20 protein-coding genes are annotated in these 22,238 nt (G+C 46.4%); 3 read left to right on the top strand and 17 right to left on the bottom strand.

The window, feature by feature from the left end; all coding sequences use genetic code 11:
- Positions 1 to 22 precede the first annotated feature (22 nt).
- A complete protein-coding gene (locus MKY23_RS09465) occupies positions 23 to 244 on the top strand; it encodes an alpha/beta-type small acid-soluble spore protein (protein WP_017689472.1) in 222 nt (73 codons plus the stop codon).
- A 98-nt stretch (positions 245 to 342) separates the two neighbouring features.
- Here MKY23_RS09465 and MKY23_RS09460 read toward each other — a convergent pair whose 3' ends face one another.
- The 12 genes from MKY23_RS09460 to MKY23_RS09405 all read right to left on the bottom strand — a co-directional run bounded on the left by MKY23_RS09460 (position 343) and on the right by MKY23_RS09405 (position 13,746).
- Positions 343 to 906 carry a lytic transglycosylase domain-containing protein gene (locus tag MKY23_RS09460; RefSeq protein ID WP_154958173.1) on the bottom strand — a complete coding sequence of 188 codons (564 nt, stop codon included), beginning with the start codon at positions 904 to 906 and terminating at the stop codon, positions 343 to 345.
- Positions 903 to 1,499 carry a dephospho-CoA kinase gene (gene coaE, locus MKY23_RS09455; RefSeq protein ID WP_339837473.1) on the bottom strand — a complete coding sequence of 199 codons (597 nt, stop codon included), beginning with the start codon at positions 1,497 to 1,499 and terminating at the stop codon, positions 903 to 905. Before coaE ends, MKY23_RS09460 begins: the two co-directional genes overlap by 4 nt.
- 30 nt (positions 1,500 to 1,529) lie before the next feature.
- Positions 1,530 to 2,294, bottom strand: coding sequence for an MntP/YtaF family protein (locus MKY23_RS09450; protein ID WP_186811653.1), 765 nt, complete (start codon positions 2,292 to 2,294; stop codon positions 1,530 to 1,532).
- A gap of 149 nt (positions 2,295 to 2,443) precedes the next feature.
- Positions 2,444 to 3,271: a DNA-formamidopyrimidine glycosylase gene (gene mutM, locus MKY23_RS09445; RefSeq protein WP_090920271.1), complete on the bottom strand. Its 828-nt coding sequence runs from the start codon at positions 3,269 to 3,271 to the stop codon at positions 2,444 to 2,446.
- A 60-nt stretch (positions 3,272 to 3,331) separates the two neighbouring features.
- On the bottom strand, positions 3,332 to 5,986 hold the full coding sequence (gene polA, locus MKY23_RS09440; RefSeq protein WP_154958176.1) for a DNA polymerase I: 2,655 nt from the start codon (positions 5,984 to 5,986) through the stop codon (positions 3,332 to 3,334).
- A gap of 247 nt (positions 5,987 to 6,233) precedes the next feature.
- A complete protein-coding gene (gene phoU / locus MKY23_RS09435) occupies positions 6,234 to 6,893 on the bottom strand; it encodes a phosphate signaling complex protein PhoU (protein ID WP_090920525.1) in 660 nt (219 codons plus the stop codon).
- Between the two features lie 63 nt (positions 6,894 to 6,956).
- Complete coding sequence (gene pstB / locus MKY23_RS09430) at positions 6,957 to 7,712, bottom strand: phosphate ABC transporter ATP-binding protein PstB (RefSeq protein ID WP_090920265.1); 756 nt, start codon at positions 7,710 to 7,712, stop codon at positions 6,957 to 6,959.
- Positions 7,713 to 7,964: 252 nt separating this feature from the next.
- The gene (locus MKY23_RS09425; RefSeq protein ID WP_221786463.1) at positions 7,965 to 9,161 is read right to left on the bottom strand and encodes a methyl-accepting chemotaxis protein; all 1,197 of its coding nucleotides are present in this window, start codon (positions 9,159 to 9,161) and stop codon (positions 7,965 to 7,967) included.
- Between the two features lie 150 nt (positions 9,162 to 9,311).
- Positions 9,312 to 10,040, bottom strand: coding sequence for a response regulator transcription factor (locus MKY23_RS09420; RefSeq protein ID WP_090920260.1), 729 nt, complete (start codon positions 10,038 to 10,040; stop codon positions 9,312 to 9,314).
- A 141-nt stretch (positions 10,041 to 10,181) separates the two neighbouring features.
- The gene (locus MKY23_RS09415; RefSeq protein ID WP_154958178.1) at positions 10,182 to 12,011 is read right to left on the bottom strand and encodes an ATP-binding protein; all 1,830 of its coding nucleotides are present in this window, start codon (positions 12,009 to 12,011) and stop codon (positions 10,182 to 10,184) included.
- Between the two features lie 165 nt (positions 12,012 to 12,176).
- Positions 12,177 to 12,521, bottom strand: a complete 345-nt coding sequence (locus MKY23_RS09410) for a cupin domain-containing protein (RefSeq protein ID WP_339837466.1) — start codon at positions 12,519 to 12,521, stop codon at positions 12,177 to 12,179.
- A gap of 352 nt (positions 12,522 to 12,873) precedes the next feature.
- A complete protein-coding gene (locus tag MKY23_RS09405) occupies positions 12,874 to 13,746 on the bottom strand; it encodes an SDR family oxidoreductase (RefSeq protein WP_186811654.1) in 873 nt (290 codons plus the stop codon).
- A 427-nt stretch (positions 13,747 to 14,173) separates the two neighbouring features.
- On the opposite strand from MKY23_RS09405, the gene MKY23_RS09400 reads away from it, so the two are divergent.
- Positions 14,174 to 15,733, top strand: a complete 1,560-nt coding sequence (locus MKY23_RS09400; protein ID WP_339837461.1) for a histidine kinase N-terminal 7TM domain-containing protein — start codon at positions 14,174 to 14,176, stop codon at positions 15,731 to 15,733.
- Between the two features lie 279 nt (positions 15,734 to 16,012).
- Here the strand turns inward: MKY23_RS09400 and MKY23_RS09395 are convergent, their stop codons facing one another.
- The 4 genes from MKY23_RS09395 to citZ form a co-directional block, all read right to left on the bottom strand.
- Positions 16,013 to 16,438: a hypothetical protein gene (locus tag MKY23_RS09395; RefSeq protein WP_154983046.1), complete on the bottom strand. Its 426-nt coding sequence runs from the start codon at positions 16,436 to 16,438 to the stop codon at positions 16,013 to 16,015.
- 135 nt (positions 16,439 to 16,573) lie between these two features.
- On the bottom strand, positions 16,574 to 17,515 hold the full coding sequence (gene mdh / locus MKY23_RS09390; RefSeq protein WP_090920243.1) for a malate dehydrogenase: 942 nt from the start codon (positions 17,513 to 17,515) through the stop codon (positions 16,574 to 16,576).
- Positions 17,516 to 17,543: 28 nt separating this feature from the next.
- Positions 17,544 to 18,836 carry an NADP-dependent isocitrate dehydrogenase gene (icd, locus tag MKY23_RS09385; RefSeq protein WP_154958182.1) on the bottom strand — a complete coding sequence of 431 codons (1,293 nt, stop codon included), beginning with the start codon at positions 18,834 to 18,836 and terminating at the stop codon, positions 17,544 to 17,546.
- Positions 18,837 to 18,983: 147 nt separating this feature from the next.
- A complete protein-coding gene (gene citZ / locus MKY23_RS09380; protein ID WP_123064199.1) occupies positions 18,984 to 20,096 on the bottom strand; it encodes a citrate synthase in 1,113 nt (370 codons plus the stop codon).
- Positions 20,097 to 20,591: 495 nt separating this feature from the next.
- Here citZ and ytvI point away from each other — a divergent pair, with 495 nt between their 5' ends.
- Complete coding sequence (ytvI, locus tag MKY23_RS09375) at positions 20,592 to 21,710, top strand: sporulation integral membrane protein YtvI (protein ID WP_090920232.1); 1,119 nt, start codon at positions 20,592 to 20,594, stop codon at positions 21,708 to 21,710.
- A gap of 123 nt (positions 21,711 to 21,833) precedes the next feature.
- On the opposite strand, the gene MKY23_RS09370 is transcribed toward ytvI, so the two are convergent.
- Positions 21,834 to 22,238 carry an FxsA family protein gene (locus MKY23_RS09370; protein ID WP_090920522.1) on the bottom strand — a complete coding sequence of 135 codons (405 nt, stop codon included), beginning with the start codon at positions 22,236 to 22,238 and terminating at the stop codon, positions 21,834 to 21,836.

Raw genomic sequence — 22,238 nt, 5'->3', positions numbered from 1 at the left:
ACCCGCGAGGAGGTGAACAGCAATGGCACAAAGCAACGGTAACTCCAACAACTTGGTTGTAACTAAAGCTTCCGCAGCCCTGGAGCAAATGAAATATGAAGTAGCTCAAGAACTCGGAATCAGCATCCCACAAGATGGGTACCAAGGTAACATGACTTCTTACGAGAACGGTTCGATCGGTGGATACATCACGAAGCGTCTGGTAACAATTGCAGAACAGCAATTGGCAGGTCAATACCAATAATTATCTGCATCGTAATACGTTACACAGAGGAGCATGGGGCGGCCGGTACACTACCGGTCTGCTCCGTGCTTCTCCTTATCTTTTTCCGAGCAATCGCTTTAGAACGTATCGTAGATCTTCACATACTGATTATAATAGTAAATAACCCGTTGTACATAGTGGCGTGTCTCGCCAAAAGGAATATCCTTCACCGTTTCAAGTGTGCCATCCCATACACCATTTTTCAACCAGCTGCTGACCTTCCCCGGTCCTGCATTATAGGCTGCAATCATCACAATTTCATTGCCACCGAACTGGTCTGACAAATTACGCAGATACCATGTCCCCAGTTGAATATTTCGCCCGGGTTCATGTTTCAATTCATCAAGCGAAGTATCCGGAATTTTGGCTTGTTCCAAAATCCAGTTCGCCGTATCCGGCATGAGCTGCATCAGTCCGATCGCACCACGTTTGGATTCTTTACTGGTCTTGAAATTGGTCTCCACCCTGATAATCGAAGCGATCAGAAACGGATCAACCTCATAACTTTGGGATTGCGCCCGAATCTCTTCCTTATATTCAATCGGATAAAACCAGGCCATCCAGTTCGTATTTAGAAATAACACAAGTACAAAGGAAACAAACATGATCAGCAGTACACGTTTTTTACGCAATATTTTCATAATAAACCCTTATGCGTTAAAAATAATTCAAGCTGCTTCTCCGTCTGAGCCCATGATCCGCTGTTATCAATAACGATATCTGCCCGCTCTTTTTTGCGTTCAATATCCATCTGAGCCGTAATGCGTGCTTCGGCGTCAGCCTGGGTCATCTGATCCCGGTTCATCAGTCGCTCCAGTTGTACTGCTCTAGGTACATATACGACCATAACTTCCGAAAAACCTTCCTCAAGGCCCGACTCGTACAGCAAAGGAATATCCGACACCACCAGCTTGTCCGGATGTTTCAATTCGTATGCAGCCGCTCTCTCACGCATTTCCTTCCGGATCGCCGGATGAGTGATGGCCTCAAGCGCTTTACGTTCCTCAGGGTGCTGAAAAACAATACTCCCTAACTTTTTCCGATTCAGTGTTCCGTCCTCATTCAAGATAGCTTGTCCAAACCGCTGAACAGCGGCAGCCAAAACGGGATGCCCAGGCAACATAACTTCCCGGGCAATAACATCTGCATCGATGAGCAGCGCTCCCTTACTGGCCAGATAGGCGGAAACACTGCTTTTGCCTGTTGCGATTCCGCCCGTTAAGCCTATATTCATCGTCTCACCTCATAACAGCTTTATTACTCCTCAAAACAACTTGAATATTCCCATAATCATTAACAGCAGGGCCGGCAGAACTGAGAGTTTCTGCATCCAGCGCTGTGCTGCAAACCGTAATCCTACCTTCATGCCAAGTGACAGAAACGCCCCACTAAACAAAGCAATCACCAGTGCTGTCCACAGCGTAGGAAATCCAAGCAATGCCGCACCCAGACCTGCACCAAAGGCATCCAGTGACAGCGCAATTCCGAGCCACATCGCTTCCTGTGCGGAGATACTGCCTGAGTTATCCATGTCCGCCTTGGACGGGCTGCGCAAAATTTGAATAACTACACCCAGCTTGCGCAATTCCAGTGTAAATACCATGCGCTCCACCGAACCATCCGTTGGTGAAGGTTGCACTTCCAGAACCATTAATTGATTCTTGCTTCTGGATGAAAGCCCCGACTCCGTTGTTCCCTTTTCTTGAAGCAATCTCTCCTGCACCAATTCACTCTCTGCTTCCTCACGTTCTTTGCCCCGCCGCCTGATCAGTTGCAAAAGCGACCACGCACCAATCACAATGAGAATGACAGCCCCCACAATTGAAGCTACTTCTGGGGACACAACATGAGATAAGAGCACACCAACCTGCATAGATAACGCGATTACCAATCCCGAACAAAGCGAAATGATAGCAATGGATAAGAGCGGAATCTTGGTCCTCCGAAGTCCATATGTAATTCCAACTCCAAAACCATCTAAACTCACTGCAAAAGCAAGCGCCAGTAATGAAATAAAATGATGCAGCACCCCGGATTCCTCCCCTGTGCGGTACGTGCCAACTGATGATGTCAGTATGGGTATATGCCCGCTTATTTCTGCCATATCAGTATATGGAGGGAGGAATCCAAGGGTGCTATGATTTCATCATTTCATTGATTCAGTTCTGGTTCGGGAGATCAAAGTCGTTGACAATTCGGGCAAAAGTGCGTCCCACGTCCGCCAACGACACTTTTTTCAATCAATGTGCCGCAGGTATGGCAAGGCTCGGCTTTACGGCCATAAATTTTCAGCTGATGCTGGAACATGCCCATCTCGCCTTGCCCATTAACATATGACTTAATCGAGGAACCTCCTGCATTAACGGCATCCTGCAGCGTAGCCACAATGGCTTCATGTAAAACCTTCAGCTGTGCTTCGGTCAGCGTCTTCGCAATCGTCTCGGGATGTATACCTGCACGGAAGAGAGCCTCGTCCACATAAATATTCCCGATGCCAACCACATATGCCTGATTCAGCAATACAGCTTTAATTTTGGTCGTACGTTTCCCCACTGCAGCGCGGAACGCGTCCACGGTAAAAGCCTCATCCAGTGGTTCCAGTCCAAGCTTCATGAGCGGTTTCGAAACCAGCTCTTCACCTGCGCTGAACAGATGCATCGTTCCAAACTGACGAACATCCTTGTATCGCAATTCCGTCCCATCATTGAAGTGGAAGATGACATGAGTGTGTTTCTCCACCTCTTCGTGCTGATGGTACACACCATAACGTCCCTCCATCCGCAGATGGGAGACCAGCACAAGCCCGTCCAGCAAAATCCGTAAAAACTTGCCCCGGCGCTCTACACCAATCACGGTATGTCCTGCCAGTTCCAATGCAAATGCTTCTATATCGTCAGGCCGCTGAATAATCCGCGGCAAATTAACGGTAACATAATCTATCGTTTTACCTACAATAAGTTGATTCAACGTTCTTCTGACTGTTTCGACTTCCGGTAGTTCCGGCATGATGTTCTCACCTCCCTTATATTATAACGGAAGATGACGCTCAGCGGGACCCCTTCTTATCTATTTTGCTTCATACCAGTTCTCACCAAAGCTAACCTCAGCTTTGAGCGGCACCGACAGCGGAAGCGCCTTTTCCATCACCGAAGGCACAAGCTCCTTCATCAGCTCCAGTTCATCCGCCGGCACTTCAAAAACGAGCTCATCGTGTACCTGAAGTAACATACGGCTCTGTAGCTTACGCTCGCGCAGCGCCTCGTCCATCTGTACCATCGCCAGCTTAATGATATCAGCCGCAGTACCTTGGATCGGTGTGTTCATCGCGGTACGTTCCGCGAAGGAACGTAGATTAAAATTACTCGCGTTGATTTCGGGCAGATAACGGCGGCGTTCCAGCATCGTTTTCACATAACCGTCCCGGCGTGCATCCTTCACAATATCATCCATATACCGGCGCACACCCTGGAATATTTCAAAATACTGATCGATGAACTGTGCCGCTTCTTTCCGCGTAATGTTCAAGTTTTGCGATAGACCATAATCACTGATTCCGTATACGATTCCGAAGTTAACCGCCTTCGCAGAACGACGCATGTCACTGTCCACATCCTCCGGCTTCACGCCGAATACATCGGAGGCGGTCTTCGTATGGATATCCATATCATGTACAAAAGCTTCCTTCAGACGCTCATCATCTGAAATATGTGCCAGTACACGCAGTTCAATCTGAGAGTAGTCGGCTGCGAGAATAGACCAACCCGGCTCGGACGGTACAAAGACCTTACGAATTTTGCGTCCTTCTTCCATACGAATCGGAATGTTCTGCAAGTTCGGGAACTGGCTACTCAGTCGTCCTGTTGCTGCAATGGTTTGACGATAGAACGTATGCACCTTGCCATCCCGGTCGGATATCTCTTTCAGCAAACCTTCCACATAAGTGGATTGCAGCTTGGCAAGCTGGCGATATTGCAAAATGTGCTGCACCACGTCGTTATAAGGAGCCAGCTTTTCCAGCACTTCAGCGTCGGTGGAGTAGCCTGTTTTTGTTTTCTTCACGACAGGCAGGCCCAGCTTGTCAAACAAAATCTCGCCGAGTTGTCTAGGTGAGTTCAGATTAAACTCCGTACCGGACAACTTGTAGATTTCGGCCATCAGCTTGCCGATCTGTCCTTCAAATTCACGACCAAGGGCTTGTAAGTCTTCTGTGTTCGCCTTGATTCCCTGCTTCTCCATGTCGGCGAGAATACGAGATAACGGCATTTCGAGCTCATGGAATAGTGAATTCATCTCATCGCTCTCCAGCGCTTGTTCCTGAAGAGGGATAATCGCGGCCAGCGCAGCGGCTTTCCGGCATAGGAAATCGCCCAAAACATCCGCATCAGGCAATTTGTATTTAGCCCCTTTCCCCAGAACGGTATCGTCTTCAACCAGCGAAGGCAGCCCATACTTGGACGTCAGCCCGCTGATTGTCTGATTCGACTCGGTCGGGTCAAGCAAATAAGCAGCAAGCTGCACATCAAATGATGCACCTGAGAATTCAATGCCATGTGCATGCAAAGCCAAATCCACACGATGCAGATCATATCCACGCTTTGGCTGGTCGGCACTTGCAAGCCATTCCCGTACAGGAGTTGCCGCATCAGACTTTAGTAATTCCGGAGATATGAACGTATATTTCTCCCCGGCACCTACGGCAAGACCAACAAGCTTCGCCTGATGCGGATTGTCACCATGCGTTTCCACATGCAGCACATCGATCGAATCCAACATATCCATCAGATCAGCTATGTTATCTTCTGTTGCAATCGTAGATTCAACCTCAGCCGCTGGAACAGCCTCTTGCTCGGAAGCCACGCTACCGCTAAAGGACAAGCGCTCCAGCAATGACTTAAACTCCAGCTTAGCAAGTGCAGGCCCTGCACTTGCTTCTTTCAATCCATCAAACTTCATATCATCCCACGTCTGCTCGAGCGGAACCTCACGGTGAATCGTCGCCAGCTGTTTACTCATGCGTGCATCATCGGCGTGGGTTTCAATCTTTTCCTTCATCTTGCCTTTCAGTTCACCCGTACCGTTCAGCACCTCTTCCACCGATCCAAACTGGTGTAGCAGTTTCAGCGCCGTTTTCTCCCCAACACCCGGAATACCCGGAATATTATCGGAAGCATCGCCCATCAGACCTTTCAGATCAATGATCTGTAGTGGTGTCAGACCGTAACGTTCCTTAATCTGAGCCGGGTCGTACAGTTCAATCTCCGTAACCCCTTTACGCGTCAGCCCGATATGTACATGCTCGGAAGCAAGTTGCAACATATCCTTGTCACCCGATACAACGAGAACCTGTCTGCCTGCATCATCCGCGCGTTTGGTCAGTGTTCCGATAATATCATCCGCCTCGAAACCAGCCAGTTCAAACTGCGCGATCCCGAGGCCTTGCAATAACTCTTTAAGCAATGGGAACTGCTCGGACAACTCCGGCGGTGTTTTTTCCCGTCCACCCTTGTATTCCTGATACCCTTCATGACGGAACGTCACTTTGCCCGCATCAAACGCCACCATCACATGTGTAGGCTTGTGTTCTTCCAGCAAGCGAAGCAGCATCGTCGTAAATCCGTACACCGCATTGGTGTGCAGACCTTTCGAATTGGTCAGAGGAGGCATTGCAAAAAATGCCCGATAAATAATGCTATTTCCATCTATAAGAATAAACTTGTCCATTCCAGCACCTCGCGTATCATATGGTCAGACTGTACTTACATACCTACTCTCATGATACCATACCTGCCACCTACATCAAAAAAACTTCACACCCCTTCTCACCACATTTCTTCCGCAAAAAAAGAACCTCCTTCCCAGTCAGCCTGTGCACAGGCCAGCCGGAAGAAAGTTCTCCATTTCGATCATATTATTTTATCTTGTATGTCTAATATTCCTCGCTTGTGCAGCATAGCCTGCCCAGAACAACTTACTGGTTCAGGTCCGGACGCTGACCCGTCACCAGGTACACGGTGCTCTCACCAATGTTGGTCGCATGGTCACCAATACGTTCAATGTAACGCCCAACCATCAAGAGCAACATAGCCTGAGATGCATTCGTTGGATGTTCAGTCATTAACGTGTAGAGGTCACGAATCATATTGCTGTACAACTGATCTACTTGATCATCGGTTTGTGCCATTTTATAGGCCAGATCGGTATTTTCTTTCAAATAGGACTCAATGGACTCATCAATCATGGATTTCACCACTTCCGCCATACGTGGAATATCCACCAGCGGCTTGATCAGCTCTTGACCTTCCATACGGATCGTTACCTTTGCCACGTCGAGGGCCAGATCGCCCATACGCTCCAAGTCACTGGAGATTTTGAAGGCCACGATAATACGTCTTAAATCCTTCGCAACGGGCTGCTGTGTAATAATAAGCTTGGAGCCCAGCTCCATGATTTTGTCCTCAAGGGCATTGAGATTCGCATCATTCTTAATGATGATCTGAGCTTTCTCTACATTCAATGTCTGCAAACTCTCAATCGCACCGTCCAAGGCATTTCCTACATGTTCCCCCATTTGTTTCAGCAGGGAGCGCAGTTCTTCCAGCTCTTGATCAAATTCTTTTCTGCGAATCATAGATTTCATGTCCTCCTTCTCCATCATCTCCGGGTAAGCCGGGATCATCCTGTTCAGCTCGCCTTAACCAAACCGACCGGATATATAGTCCTCGGTCCGGGAATCTTGCGGTGTGGAGAATAACGTCTCCGTATCAGCTGCCTCCACCACTTCACCATTCAGGAAAAACACCGTTCGTCCAGATACTCGCGCGGCCTGATGCATGTTGTGCGTAACCATGACGATGGTATATTTATGATGCAACTCTTTGACCAATTCCTCGATTTTCAGCGTGGAGATCGGGTCCAGCGCCGAAGTTGCTTCGTCCATCAACAACACATCCGGCTGTACAGCCAGTGCACGTGCGATGCACAGACGTTGTTGCTGTCCACCAGACAGGCTTAACGCCGATTTTTTCAGCACATCCTTCACTTCATCCCACAATGCCGCATGAACCAGACTCTGTTCGACGAGTTTATCCAGTTCTGCTTTTTGGGTTACGCCGTGCAGACGTGGTCCGTACGCCACGTTGTCATAGATCGATTTTGGAAAAGGGTTCGGCTGTTGGAATACCATTCCTACCCGTTTGCGCAGCGTCTCCACTTCAATTTCATTACTGTAAATATCCGAACCGTTCAGCATAACTTGTCCTTCCACACGAACACCCGGAATCATGTCATTCATCCGGTTCAACGTACGGAGCAATGTCGATTTACCGCAGCCTGACGGCCCGATAAACGCTGTGACGGTTTTCTCCGGCAGATCCATCGATATATTTTTAAGCGCGTGATGCGTATCATAGTATAAATTAAGTCCATCAATGTGAATGAGGTCTTTCATGGATGCTCACTTCTCCTTCGTTGCAGGGATCATCGGATTCCCTTTACGTTGAGACCGGCGTTCATATTCTCTACCAATCAGCACAGTCATCTTTAATATCCTAACGTAACATTGTAAAAACAGTACCACCTTCATGTTAACGGAATGTAAAAACACCTGAAGAAGACCTAGTCCGTTAGTTCAACGTCCCAGGTCTCTCTTTTTTGATCTGCGCGATTTCCGTTATACGCTGTGCCTCGGTTGTGCTTTAGTTCACAGCTCGGAATGATCCGTAATCATGGCTTTCAGCTTCAACTGGATATTCTCTGCGACCCTGCCAGCTTCCCCGCCTTCAGCAGCAATGGTCTCCACGATGCAGGACAAAGCTTTTACCGCATGATTTAACTTCCCAAACGCTGCCGCACCTTCCTGCACATACTGCGCACTCTCATCGATTTCAGTACCACTCGCCTGAATGAGGGATACGGTCTGCTGGGTTAAACTTTCAATATCCTGAAGCAATACGGTCATGTTTCCAGCCACTTCTCGTGTCTGTTTGGCAAGTGCCCGGATCTCTCCGGCAACAATCTGGAACCCCCGGCCGTATTCTCCGGCATGCGCAGCCTCTATCGATGCATTCAGTGCCAAAAGCCCGCTCTGATCCGCCAGCGTTCGAATGGAACGCGCCATGCCTGCACCCGTTTTGATGGATTCGAGCATCTGACTTGCGTGTTTGCCCTGATCCCCCATATGCTCATGAACCTGAAGGTAGGAAGACTCAACTTGACGCAGACGCCCTTCTCCCTCATTGGACAAGAGGATAACTTGCCCTGCTTCCTGTACGGTCTGATTCGCCGCTTGAACCAGTTTGGTTACAGCGTCATGAATGCGTGAAATTTCCTGTCCACTCTCCGTCACGGTGCATATGCGATCTGCGGATGCCTTCTGCTGAAGTTTACGAGAAAGCGACATCACATCACGGATCGTGAGTACACCAAGCAAGCGATCCTGTTCCGTTACGAGCAGGCAGTCATAAAAATGATCCTCGTCCCGCCGAAGCGCGGCGTCAATAATAGCGGCGGGTTCCATATGTATATCTACAATAACCGGTGATGCGTTAGCTACATTCATAATCGGTTTACGATAAAATAAGTCCGCTGCGAACCTTCCGTTCAGTAAACGATACAAGCTCTCACGCATCAATAATCCTATCGGTTTCATGTGTTCATCACAGAGCACAATACATGGATGCTCCAGTCCATCACTTAACATCGCCGCAGCATCTCCGCAAGTAGTATCTCCCCTAGCTATAGGCACCTGACGGAAATAATCAGTCAAAGAAACGGCATGTTCCTCCTGAACTTCACTTGTTGATTCGTCCGATTCCAACTCAGGCACGAACGATGTTTCTTCCCCTTTTTGTAAACTAACATCCAGATTCTCAGGTCTAGCTTCTAACAACATGGGCATAATTACACATTCTCCTTTACGTGTTAGCTCCGCCCTAAGGTGGGTTTTTAGGTACAAAGTATCACTTGGATAACCTCATCCTACTCCCCATAAATGAAGAAAAATCTTCCTTTGTGTAAAAAGGAGGTAAAAATAAAACTCCCCGATCATTTAACTAGAATGATGGGGAGTTTTTCTTTTGACAACCAATTTATAACCTACGCCACGGATGGAATCGATATGAACGGATTCAGGGTCAAGCTCCAGCTTTTTACGTAATGAACTGACGTGTACATCCACGGTCCGCTGACCTCCGATATAATCAAAACCCCAGACCGCATTCATCAGGTCATCCCGGGTGAGCACCACGCCAGGTTTTTTAGCGAGATATAATAGGACTTCGAACTCCTTCGGACGCAGGCTGATCGATTGCCCTCCCAGAGTCACTTCATACTTCAACGGATAAATTTCAAGTTCACCAAGAATAATACGTGAGCCGTCTTTATCCTCAGGCTGCGGTAAATCGTCGCCATTCGAATAACGTCTGAGTACCGCATCTACACGTGCCAAAAGCTCGGATACACCAAACGGTTTCGTAATGTAATCATCTGCACCCGATTTCAGCCCTTGCACAACCTCGGCTTCACCGTTCTTGGCGGTAAGAATAATGACAGGAGTGCTTACTCCCTGAATACGCAGTTTGTTCAAAATATCCAGACCATTCATGCCTGGCAGCATCAGATCCAGTAGAATCAAATCGAAATCCTGAGACAAGGCCCGGTCATATCCTGCTGACCCATGATCCTCTGCCGTTACGTCATAACCTTCCTGTGTCAGGTTATACGTAAGTAATCTCGATAATGTCGGTTCATCTTCAATAACCAGCAAACGCTGTGCCATGATACCCCTTCTCTCTTCATAGGTTGTCTGTTGCCACAACACTTTTTCTATCATAGCACTAATTTGTTAACGCTGTGTAAAGCAAATGGCTCATTTTACATTTTGCTTCTCTAAGCCTACCTTTTTCTTTCCAAAGTAAAACTAGACTTCTTCTTCTTGAATTAAAGGCAGGATTACCCGGAAGGTGCTTCCCATCCCTAGTTCACTTTCGACCGACAATTTACCATGATGAAGCTCCACCAGGTGTTTAACGATAGAGAGTCCAAGTCCTGTTCCTCCCGAATTCCGTGATCGGCCTTTGTCTACACGGTAGAAACGTTCAAAGATTCGCGGCAAATCCTTCTTGGGAATACCAATTCCTGTGTCGGACACCGAGAAAACCACCTGCTCTTCCTCACTCGTCTGATCCATCTTCACCTGGAGTTTCACCCTTCCACCCTCAGGTGTATAGTTAATGCCGTTGGATAACAGATTAATGAAAATCTGCTTCATTTTGTCCTCATCCGCTTCAATATACAGTTCCTCCGGTACATTCATTTCCAGACGAATCTGCTTTTTCTCCGCTACCTTGGATAAAGTTCCAAGCACCATTTCGAAGAAGGAATGCACATGAACTGGTGAACATTCCAGCGGTGCACGTTTCGATTCAATCTTGGACAACTCCAGAATATCTCCAATCAAGCGGTTTAGTCGATCACCTTCATCATAAATAATCTGCAGGAAAGAACGTTCCGTCTCCTTATCCTGTACACCGCCGCTTAGTAAGGTTTCTGCAAATCCCTTCACTGCTGCCACAGGTGTCTTGAGTTCATGCGAGACATTGGCCACAAATTCGCTACGCATGGATTCCAATCTGCGAATCGCAGTTACATCCTGTAGCAGGAATAACATTCCCCGATATCCGCCATTGTCTTCTGACATCGGTACACCATCCAGCCTTATCAACCGTTCTTCCGGGTTAAATACACTTACTTCTTCGTGCATCCGTTCCTGATTAGCAACGCTCTCTTCAATCGTGCGTGTCAGCTCGTAATGCCGCTTGAGTTCCGTGTAAGGTCTTCCTGTAACCTTCACGGCCTGAATGCCGAGCATACGCTCCGCTTCCCGATTAACCAGTGCAATCGATTGCGTTGCATCAATCATGACGATCCCGCCCGTCATATTCGCCAACACACTTTGAAGCAATGCTTCATTGTCTCGGATCGTTTTGAGCTGGGACTGCAAACTATCTGCCATGCCGTTAATCGCCAGTCCCAGCTGGCCGATCTCGTCCCTGCGTGTAACTTTTACTCGCGCATCATACTCCAGCTTTGTAATCCGGTGTGCCACTTTGGTAATATGCTCAATGGGCGACGTTAGACCTCTAGCTACCCGGTAACTGACAAATGCCACAATGAGAAAAAGCAGGCCCAGGGCAGCAAACATAATCATCCATCCGCGTTGGAGTCCTTGATCCACCGCTTGCAAACTCATAGACAGACGAATAAAACCGTCGAATTTGCCACTTGGCATTTCAATCATGTCACTTTGATCCGAATTAACAGGCAGCGCGACATACAGCATGTCCTGCCCTAACGTTGCACTATATCGGATGGACTGTCCAAAAGTCCCTTCCGTAGCCGTCCGGATCTCTTCCCGGTTCAAGTGATTATCCATTGTTGCAGGATCGCTCTCGGAATCGCCAATGACTATGCCGTCTTTATTAATAAAAGTTACTCGCGAGTCTGTTAGACGATCCAGTTCCAGCGCTCGGTCCGAGTAATATTTCCGAGTTTCCGCTGATGTCGGATTGGAAGCATCATGAAAAGGGAATGTCGCTTTTAACAAATTAATCTCACGCACCATCGTTTGTTCCAGTGCGGCGATATGAGTAGTCTTGAAAACTCTGCCCATCGTATATCCGGCTACAATGACGGATACGCCAATGAGTACCATCATGATTAGAGCGAGGCGAATGCGAAACGGTCTCATTAATCTCTTCCTTCTGTTATATTTTAGTCCGTTGAACAACAAGACAATTTACATAACCACTCTGATGACAGAATAACCTTCCAATCCCTGTTATCTTCAGGTTTTTTCTGCACTCTTCGTCCATATGTAAATGAGTAAATTCAAATGATGAAAACAAACCATTATTTATCCATTTAGTTCGTTGCGGTCACCGCGTGTCGTTGGATGTGATATAACTAGAAATTCCACATCTTGTGCACTTCGATTTTGCATCTGATGGGGTGCTCCCGGCGGGATTTCGATGCCTTCATGTGTTTCCAGCACATAGGTCTCTCCATTCAGCTCCATACAAGCCTCACCGCTAAGAACAAAAAAGAATTGGCGACTCTTCACATGTACATGCCTTGTTTCTGTCGTGCCTGCGGGCATTCGCTCATGAATCACACTCAGTGTCTCGCCTTGAACCAGATGCCAGCCATCGCACTGAGCTCCCCATATATAATGTGATGCCTCTTGTTTGCTAATCTTCATATGAGTGCCTCCCGAATAGGTTATCCGGTTTATCATATCACATCTAATGAGATATCTTTCCATGTAAAATAGCAATACGTCTGCCTGCTTCCCCTCTGAGTCACTCCATTGCTTTAAAGTCAGACCTGTATAAGGTATCATAAATATATCAACGCAGATACAGACTTTTGTAAATCACATCTTACAATAGATAGGACTTCAACCTGCCTCCCCTGTTCGGAACCCTCTTCTTATTTGAAAAAAATATATAAAGAAAGACGGGACGCCACTATGCTTTAGCGTCCCGTCTTTCTCTTCTCAATACAGCGACTATCCTCCCCCGTTCCGCAATGCCATTTGCCCGGTGCATCACCTAGCCGTTAACGACTTCGCCGCCGTTCACATGCATCACCTGTCCGCTGACATAAGAAGAGTCATCAGACGCGAGGTACACATAAGCTGGTGCCAATTCATCCGGCTGTCCTGGACGTTTCATCGGTTGCGTTGCTCCGAATTCACTTACTTTCTTCTCATCAAATGTCGAAGGTATCAAGGGTGTCCAGATCGGACCAGGAGCTACGGCGTTCACACGAATCCCCTTTTCAATCAGATTCATCGACAATGAACGGGTGAAGGATGTAATTGCCCCTTTGGTTGACGAATAATCCAGTAACGTCGGGCTTCCCCGATAAGCGGTTATCGATGTTGTGTTAATGACGGTGCTACCTTGTTTAAGATGTGGCATAGCCGCCTGTGTAACATAAAACATACCAAAGATGTTGGTACGGAACGTTTTTTCCAGTTGCTCTGGCGTAATATCCTCCAGGTTTTGTTGCGGATGTTGCTCAGCCGCATTGTTAACGACAATGTCGAGTTTGCCAAGTTCATCGACCGTTTGTTGAACACTTTTCTTCGCAAAATTCACATCACCGATGTCACCTGCGATAAGCACACACTTGCGCCCTTCCTGCTCCACCTGACGTTTCGTTTCCTTGGCGTCCTCATGCTCACTCAGATATACAATCGCCACATCGGCGCCTTCCTTGGCATACGTAACAGCAACAGCCCGTCCAATTCCGCTGTCTCCTCCCGTAATCAAAGCCACTTTGTCCAATAGTTTGCCTGCTGCCTTATACTGCGCCCTCTCGAATTCAGGCTTGGGATTCATTTTGGATTCAATCCCCGGACGCTGATCCTGATGTTGTGCAGGCATCGTTTGTTGTTTTTGCTGGGTAGTGCTTGACATTGTACCTTCTCCTTTCAAAATGAACATGTTTGATTTTAAGAAGACTTGGACACAAATAACATGCTTCCTTGTCTCTCATTCGTCATAAGTCTCATTAGTCTCATTCTGTAGGATGGCATGAACCGACCAGATTATTCTTCTCCTGGACAGCAATGCGAACCCTCATAATTACTGTCATTCCTTATTTACCACATATATGGAAATCCAAACTTTGTATTTCGTCATCATCTGCATTTGTGAATATTCGAAATTTTTTCAAAATTGATCTGTTTCATCATGCAAATGGTGTTCCTAAGCAGATATGGCTGATGTACAATGTACAGTGTGGAGATTATATTCATCTTTTTTAAGTCACCTAGCGTGATTAGCAGCATCATCTCATTTGCTTCAATACGACAACAATCTAATTTGACATGGAGATCTGAACATGGAATCGCATATTACTTCATACATTACACTTGTGACCACGTCAGCCGTGCTGAATCTGTTTCTGTGTATGTATACGTACTTTAGAAGAGCCCATTTTCCAAACGCCAACATCTTTATCCTGTACACGGCTTCCCTGTCCGTATATACCTTCGGATATGCCATCGGCCTCGCCAGTAATACACTGGAACAGATGAAGTTCTGGAATATCGTCCAATATATCGGTATGCCGATCTCTGCACCGCTTGGCCTGCTTCTCATGATTCATTACACTGGAAAAAAGTTGTCTAAATGGCTGACGTCAGCCTTATTCATCATTCCTTCCATTACCGTCTTTCTGGTTGCTACGAATGATTGGCATCATCTCTATTACAAAAGAGTATGGTTACGTGAGGATAGCACAGTCCCCGTCATGGCGATGGATATTGGTCAATGGTATGTTGTCCATGGTGCATTTACGTTTTCCTGCCTTTTATGTGCTGGCCTTATCTTAATTGGGCAATGGCGTCACACCAAAAAGATGTACCGTCGTCAACTGCTTACGTTAATTGTGTCGCAGATTATTCCGATGGTTGCTGCATTTGTGTACTTACTTGGCGTGACTCCGTTTGGCCTCGACCCAGTTCCCGTTCTGATGTGTGTTACATCGGCTATGTATATCTGGGCTATTCTGTCCTCCAGACTGTTAACCATTGTACCGATCGCCAAAGAAAGTATTTTTGAAAGTATGCGCGAAGGGGTTCTTGTGCTGGATAGTTCCTATCGTCTTGTCGATTTCAACAGATCCCTAAGACTGATGTTACCTGAGATTGAAACATCGATGGTTGGGCAACCCTTGAATGACATCTGGCTTCGTCTTGCAGGAGAGACCTTTCCCGTTGAATATGAAAGAGAAGGGCTGCAAACCGACTTGTACTGGCAATTAAACGGAGAAACCGTCTGTTACCAAGTCAGGACGTCTTATGTATTTAACAAAACTCCTCAAGTTGTCGGTATTCTCATTATGCTAATCGACATTACCGAACAACGTTTTTTACAAGAACAATTGAAACAACTAGCTTATTTCGATGGTTTAACCAAAATATACAATCGGACTCAATTTTTGAACAAAGGAAGAGAATGGCTTCAAGAAGCCCGGCTTAATTTTCACCCCGTCTCTTTTATCTTGTTTGACATTGACCATTTCAAGCGTATCAACGACACGTATGGTCATGATGCGGGTGACCAAGCCATCGTTCATGTTGTATCCGTGTGCAATCGTTATTTAAACAGTGAAATGTTATTCGCCCGTTACGGCGGAGAGGAATTCGTTATCGCTTTGCCGAACATGGTACTCCAGGAAGCATATACTCTTGCAGAGCAGTTGCGAATGGCTTTGTTAAATCAACCGCTCAACCTAGAGGGCAAGTCCATTCCGGTCACCGCCAGCTTTGGTGTCTCCCAAACGGTTGGCGAGTCGGATACTCTGGAATCTTTGCTACGTGACGCCGATCACGCCCTGTATGAGTCCAAACGGAATGGCCGAAATGCAGTACGAGTTTATGGTGCCGGTGTTAGCTAATGATGAGTAGCAAGGTATTCAGGTTCCCGGCAGTCATTGAATAAAAGATCACAAAACAAACAGACAGCCTTTGCAGGCTGTCTGTTTGTTTGTATAACTGTGCGGTTTGATTCAATAGAACCCGGCGTTACTCACGCCACATGGTTAAAAGTGTACATGTTTCATTAGCAATAGCTTTTAGCGCTACCACTTGCCCTGAACATGTGCAAACGCTTCACCTTATACTCATAGTTATCGGTTGAGAATCAACATTAGACCCTGAAGCCTCTTATTCTCCTATTAGAAAATGGATCTGTCCACCATCAGGTACACCATGATGAGCAAGAACACGGCAAGCAACGTGCTGAACGTACGAATTTTACTTTGGTATGGTGTTACATCCTTATTACTTTTCACGCCTTCTGCGGCAAGACGTAACGGTTTACCCATAATTCCGCCAATGGCTGCAATCGCGAGAAGAATTACTACGACAACAGCCATCCAGATGTGGGAGTAATCTCCCTTTGTCATCAGATAACCACCTGTAAGAAGCTGAATAACAAGCGCATACTGTGCAACTTTGTTTAAGGAACGAAGTGACGCGAATGCTCCCTCCTGTGCTGGCAAGCTCAATGTGCGAATTTTACCGACCACGAATGGCAAAATAAGATAAAATCCCATGGCCAGTGCTCCGACGATATGGAGCAAATACATAATCATTGTCAAAATTTTCATCCTCCTCAACATATTCGCTGTGCTGTATATCACATTTTATTATACTGGGGAACTTATCCAAAGAAAAGAAAACCTCCGTATTTACGGAGGTTTTCTCACTTTTCATGTTCAAAAATTCTTCAAAACTTAAATATTAACGATTGAAATGACATTACGCACCGAATCTGCAGACGTATCAAGCGCTGCTTTTTCTTCGGCTGTCAACTCCAGTTCGAAAATCTTCTCAATTCCGTTGCCTCCCAGAACAGTTGGCACACCGAGGAACAGATCCTGATATCCATACTCACCTTCAAGATAAGCAATAACCGGAATAATGCGTTTTTTGTCCTTCAAAATGGCCTCCGTCATCTGGACCAGTGAAGCTGCCGGAGCATAGTATGCACTGCCATTACCCAGCAGGTTAACAATCTCACCGCCGCCTACACGGGTACGTTGCACAATCGCATCAATGCGATCTGCTGGAATCAGGGTATCAATTGGAATACCGCCTACACTCGAATAACGAACGAGTGGTACCATATCGTCGCCATGACCGCCAAGCACAAAGCCACGCACATCCTCTACGGATACATTTAACTCCTGCGCAATGAACGTACAGTATCTGGCGGTGTCGAGAACACCCGACTGTCCGATCACGCGGTTTTTCGGAAAACCGAGTGTCTGATACGCTGCATACGTCATTGCATCTACCGGGTTGCTCAGAATAATGACAATGGACTCAGGGCAATATGTTTTCACATTTTCACACACGGACTTCACGATACCTGCATTCGTATTCACCAGATCGTCACGGCTCATGCCCGGTTTGCGGGCAATTCCCGCTGTAATGATCACAATGTCTGAACCAGCTGTATCCTCGTAGTTGGAAGTTCCCACGATATGACTGTCGAACCCTTGCACAGGGCTAGCCTCCAGCAGATCGAGTGCTTTACCCTTGGTCGGATTCTCCAGTTGAGGAATATCAACCAGAACAACATCCCCGAGTTCCTTCTGGGCAAGCATCAGTGCAGTTGTAGCACCGGTAAAACCGGCACCAACGACTGTGATTTTTTTGCGCTGAATAGTCACGATTCACATCTCCCCTTACAGGTTTTTGTTACAGGTTGCTAATGATTTGATCAGCGAATTCGGAACATTTCACTTCTGTTGCGCCGTCCATCAGACGTGCAAAGTCATACGTTACCGTTTTATTGTTGATGGATGTTTCCATGCCTTTGTAGATCAGGTTAGCCGCTTCTTGCCAGCCCAGGTGCTCAAGCAACATTACGCCGGAGAGGATTACGGAACCAGGGTTCACGACATCTTTATCTGCGTATTTAGGTGCAGTACCGTGTGTTGCTTCGAAGATAGCATGTCCAGTTACATAGTTGATGTTCGCACCAGGTGCGATACCAATTCCGCCAACTTGCGCTGCAAGAGCATCGGACAGATAGTCACCGTTCAGGTTCAATGTAGCGATCACATCGAATTCACCCGGACGAGTCAATACTTGTTGCAGAGCGATATCAGCAATGGCATCTTTTACGATGATTTTTCCAGCATCTTCAGCTGCTTTTTGCGCTGCATTAGCTGCATCTGTACCGTCTTTTTCTTTGATTACATCGTATTGTGCCCAAGTGAATACTTTGTCGCCAAATTCTGCTTCAGCCACTTCGTAACCCCAGTTTTTGAAGGCACCTTCAGTGAATTTCATGATATTACCTTTGTGTACCAAAGTAACGGTTTTGCGGTTATGGTCAACAGCATATTGTACCGCTGCACGAACCAAACGTTTCGAACCTTCCTCAGATACAGGTTTGATACCGATACCGGAAGTTTCAGGGAAGCGAATTTTGTTAACACCCATTTCCTGTTGCAAGAACTGGATCATTTTTTTCACTTCTTCAGAACCTTCAGCGTACTCGATACCTGCATAGATGTCCTCTGTGTTTTCACGGAAAATAACCATGTCAACCAGCTCAGGACGTTTAACCGGGGAAGGTACACCATTGAAATAACGTACAGGACGCAGGCAAGTGTACAGGTCAAGCTCTTGACGAAGTGCCACGTTCAGGGAACGGATACCGCCGCCGATTGGCGTAGTCAGAGGTCCTTTGATGGCTACGATGTACTCACGAATCGCTTCGAGCGTATCGTTCGGCAACCACTCTCCGTATGTATTGAATGCTTTCTCACCAGCAAACACTTCATACCAAGCAATTTTTTTAGTACCGTTATATGCTTTTTCTACTGCTGCATCCAGAACACGTACAGAAGCTTTCCAGATGTCACGGCCTGTACCGTCACCTTCGATGAATGGAATGATTGGATTATTAGGTACTTGAAGCGTACCGTTGTCAATTTGAATTTTTTCGCCTTCAGTTGGGAGTGCAAATTTTTCCAATTTCATAATTACAATTCCTCCTAAGTTTTGGTTTCACAGTATGAAGCATACCACATTTTTGCAGGAAGGAAGGGCTGTCTCTACTCGGCAGTACAGCCTCGCATTCACAAGCCCCTCGCCTCATCTATATGATTATACTGTTTTTGCTAAAGTTTAGCGAAGATCGATGGAAACGTATTTCTGATCTGTTGGGCCCGTGTACTCGGCACGCGGACGGATAATACGGTTATCTGCAAGTTGCTCCAGAATATGCGCTGTCCAACCGGACACGCGGCTAATCGCAAAGATCGGTGTGAACAATTCCTGATCAATCTTCAGTTGAGTGTATACGGAAGCGGAATAGAAATCGACATTTGGCTTCAAACCTTTTTGGCCTGTCACGATTTCTTCAATCTTCACGGACATCTCATACAAACGGGTATCGTTGTTCATCTCACCCAGTTCTTTGGACATCTTCTGCAAATGCTTTGCACGTGGGTCACCATTTTTGTATACGCGGTGTCCAAAGCCCATGATTTTCTCACGGTTATTCAGTTTTTCCTGAATAGCCGCTTCCAGACGATCCGGTGTACCGATCTCGTCCAGCATTTTCATAACAGCTTCGTTTGCACCACCATGCAAAGGCCCTTTGAGTGCACCGATCGCAGAAGTTACGCCTGAGTAAATATCAGACAGGGTCGCTACCGTAACGCGGGCAGCAAATGTTGAAGCATTCAGCTCGTGATCTGCATGCAGAACAAGAGCCTGATCAAGTGCTTTTACCGCGGTTTCGGACGGCTCTTCTCCTGTCATCATGTATAAAAAGTTCTCAGCGATGGAAGCGCCTTCTTTTGGAGCCACAGGCTCTTGCCCCTTACGAATACGTGAGATTGCCGCTACAATGGTTGGCAATTGCGCTTGCAACTTCACTGCTTTGTTTTCGTTCGCAGCTTCTGTCATCTCGTCGGCTTGCTCATCATAGAGCGCAAGCGCGGAGACTGCAGAGCGTAGAGCTGCCATCGTGCTGATGTGTTTTGGATACAACTTGATTTGGGCGATCAATTCGCTTGGAATCGGCGCGTAATCGCTCAGACTTTTACGAAGTGACTTCAATTCATCTGCTGTTGGCAATTTGCCAAACCAGAGCAAATAAGCAACTTCTTCAAAACTTGCATGTTCAGCCAAATCATCGATATCGTATCCACGGTATGTAAGCACACCGTCTACAATAGAGCTGATCGAAGAGGTTGTTGCAACGATGCCTTCCAGACCTTTGGTAGCTGTCATATTACATCTCTCCTTTAATAAGCGAAATCAGAAATCATTCTAAGTCATATCAGTGCCGAAATGCACCTAACCTCTTTTGTAAACCGTTTCATTTTAAAAATGACCTAAGTTGTCAAAATTCGGTTTTCTTATCTGTCAATCGGTATTTACTTATATCATCATACTGGATTTTGTCGTTTATGTGAACATGATGAGAGTTCATTCGCACATCAAACATATTTATCGGACCGATAAAGCATTTTTGAAAACCTTTACACAAGCAGGGTTGGGATTTAATGTGTACTAAACAATTTATGTCATTAGAGAAATCAAACCAAAATATAGTCACAAAATCCATTGCTATAATTTGTAAACCTCAGGCATACTTTAGGCAGACGATGTGCTAAGCAGGATTCCGGCACACGGTTGCAGACTGTTCTTTTTGGCGTTTCAAAAGCTTACGATTGCTCTATATTAATAAGATAAGCTCTTGACTGAATAAAGGGGAGTTGAACCTTGGATCGAATCATTCTCAAACGTCTGCTTCGCGGTCTGTGGGTTATTGTAGCTACCTTTCTGATCGCCGTAGCCGTATATCTGTTGTTCCCGCTGTTATATCCTTTTGTTATTGCCTGGATTATTGCCTACGCGATGAATCCGCTCGTAAAGTTGCTCCAGAACAGGCTCCGTTTTCCACGCTGGCTCGCGGTTACCTTATCACTTCTATTGTATTTTGGGGCAATCGCTGTAATTTTATCTGCGGCTGTTACTCGTATGGTTAAAGAAGTCATTTCACTAACCACCAGTTTCGATCTGCATGTGGACGAAATCAAAGAAACGTTTGTACGCTGGACGCAGAACGATACGATCCAAAGTTTGATCGCGCAGATTAACGATTTTTACAAAGAAAACCCGAATTATCAAGAAACCATTAATAGTAACATCAGCAAAACAACAGAGACCGTAGGAACAGCAGTAAGCGACCTTGTTACTGGTTTTTTCAACCTGATTCTAAATCTGCTTACCTCGCTGCCTAATATGGGTGCGGTTCTCATCGTGGTGCTGCTATCTACTTTCTTCATTAGTAAAGGCTGGACGCGTCATAGCATCACAGTCTCTGGCTGGGTTCCTTCAGCGGTTCGCAAACCGATCTCTGATATCTGGAATGATCTCAAAAAAGCCCTCTTTGGTTATGTACGCGCACAGCTGATCATGATCTCGATTACAGCGCTGTTCGTCATGATTGGGTTACTTATCCTTCAAGTCAAGTCAGCGTTCACGATCGCTCTGCTGATTGGTCTGGTCGACCTGCTCCCCTATCTTGGTGTCGGTCTGGTAATGGTACCTTGGGCGGCGTATTTGTTCATGAACGGGGATATCTATCTTGGCATCGGTATTAGTGTGATCTATCTTATCCTGCTTATTGCCCGGCAGATCATTGAACCGAAAGTTCTTGCTAGTAGTGTGGGACTAGACCCACTTGCAACGTTAGTAGGCATGTTTGTTGGTTTAAAGCTATTTGGTGTGCTAGGCCTCATTATCGGTCCGGTGAGTCTTGTGATTCTCGATGCCTTTAACCGTGCCAATGTACTTCGTGACCTCAGGACCTATATCATTAATGGCAGAGTCCGATGAGTCTGATTGAAGAGCATTAATCACAATCCTTTTCCAGTTAAACTAATGCAAAAAAAGTCTCCGTTCCAAGCAGAAGGTGTCTGCAGAACGGAGACTTTTGGTTTAAACGAGATAGATGCTCTCCTATTTCGGACGGCGATAAAATGTAATGCTGCCGTTTCTCATCTTTTTCTCCAACCAGCCCAGGAAGAATAACCGATATACTGGACGTGTTAATGGAAATACTAACGTAAAACCGATGAGATCGGTCACAAAACCAGGGATCAACAGCAAGAATCCGCCGACAAAAACGAAAAGACCATCGACCATTTTCCGCCCAGGCACCTTGCCGCGTTCCATCTCCTGTTTGGCGTCCATCAATACCTTACGCCCTTCAAACTGCAACATGGCTATACCAATCAAGGACGTGAGAATCATAAGAAGCAATGTTTTTCCGGCTCCGATCCAATCACTCATCAGAATGAAACCAAACAGCTCAATTACCGGAATTAATAAAAGTAAAGCCCACATCCATTTTCGCATTGATAT

Origin of the sequence: Paenibacillus sp. FSL R7-0272, assembly GCF_037969905.1 — a bacterium.
In the GTDB taxonomy this organism is placed as follows: domain Bacteria; phylum Bacillota; class Bacilli; order Paenibacillales; family Paenibacillaceae; genus Paenibacillus; species Paenibacillus polysaccharolyticus.
The sequence above is the reverse complement of the archived record's forward strand: the minus strand, read 5'-3'. Positions and strand labels throughout refer to the sequence as shown.

Bases quoted from the DNA above. Each gene is read 5' to 3' on its own strand.
- phoU (WP_090920525.1), bottom strand. From the start codon at position 6,893: ATGATTCGCAGAAAAGAATTTGATCAAGAGCTGGAAGAACTGCGCTCC.
- MKY23_RS09400 (WP_339837461.1), top strand. From the start codon at position 14,174: ATGGAATCGCATATTACTTCATACATTACACTTGTGACCACGTCAGCC.
- MKY23_RS09410 (WP_339837466.1), bottom strand. From the start codon at position 12,521: ATGAAGATTAGCAAACAAGAGGCATCACATTATATATGGGGAGCTCAG.
- MKY23_RS09460 (WP_154958173.1), bottom strand. From the start codon at position 906: ATGAAAATATTGCGTAAAAAACGTGTACTGCTGATCATGTTTGTTTCC.
- pstB (WP_090920265.1), bottom strand. From the start codon at position 7,712: ATGAAAGACCTCATTCACATTGATGGACTTAATTTATACTATGATACG.
- polA (WP_154958176.1), bottom strand. From the start codon at position 5,986: ATGGACAAGTTTATTCTTATAGATGGAAATAGCATTATTTATCGGGCA.
- coaE (WP_339837473.1), bottom strand. From the start codon at position 1,499: ATGAATATAGGCTTAACGGGCGGAATCGCAACAGGCAAAAGCAGTGTT.
- MKY23_RS09425 (WP_221786463.1), bottom strand. From the start codon at position 9,161: ATGCCCATGTTGTTAGAAGCTAGACCTGAGAATCTGGATGTTAGTTTA.
- icd (WP_154958182.1), bottom strand. From the start codon at position 18,836: ATGAAATTGGAAAAATTTGCACTCCCAACTGAAGGCGAAAAAATTCAA.
- mutM (WP_090920271.1), bottom strand. From the start codon at position 3,271: ATGCCGGAACTACCGGAAGTCGAAACAGTCAGAAGAACGTTGAATCAA.
- MKY23_RS09415 (WP_154958178.1), bottom strand. From the start codon at position 12,011: ATGAGACCGTTTCGCATTCGCCTCGCTCTAATCATGATGGTACTCATT.
- MKY23_RS09420 (WP_090920260.1), bottom strand. From the start codon at position 10,040: ATGGCACAGCGTTTGCTGGTTATTGAAGATGAACCGACATTATCGAGA.
- MKY23_RS09465 (WP_017689472.1), top strand. From the start codon at position 23: ATGGCACAAAGCAACGGTAACTCCAACAACTTGGTTGTAACTAAAGCT.
- citZ (WP_123064199.1), bottom strand. From the start codon at position 20,096: ATGACAGCTACCAAAGGTCTGGAAGGCATCGTTGCAACAACCTCTTCG.
- MKY23_RS09405 (WP_186811654.1), bottom strand. From the start codon at position 13,746: ATGTCAAGCACTACCCAGCAAAAACAACAAACGATGCCTGCACAACAT.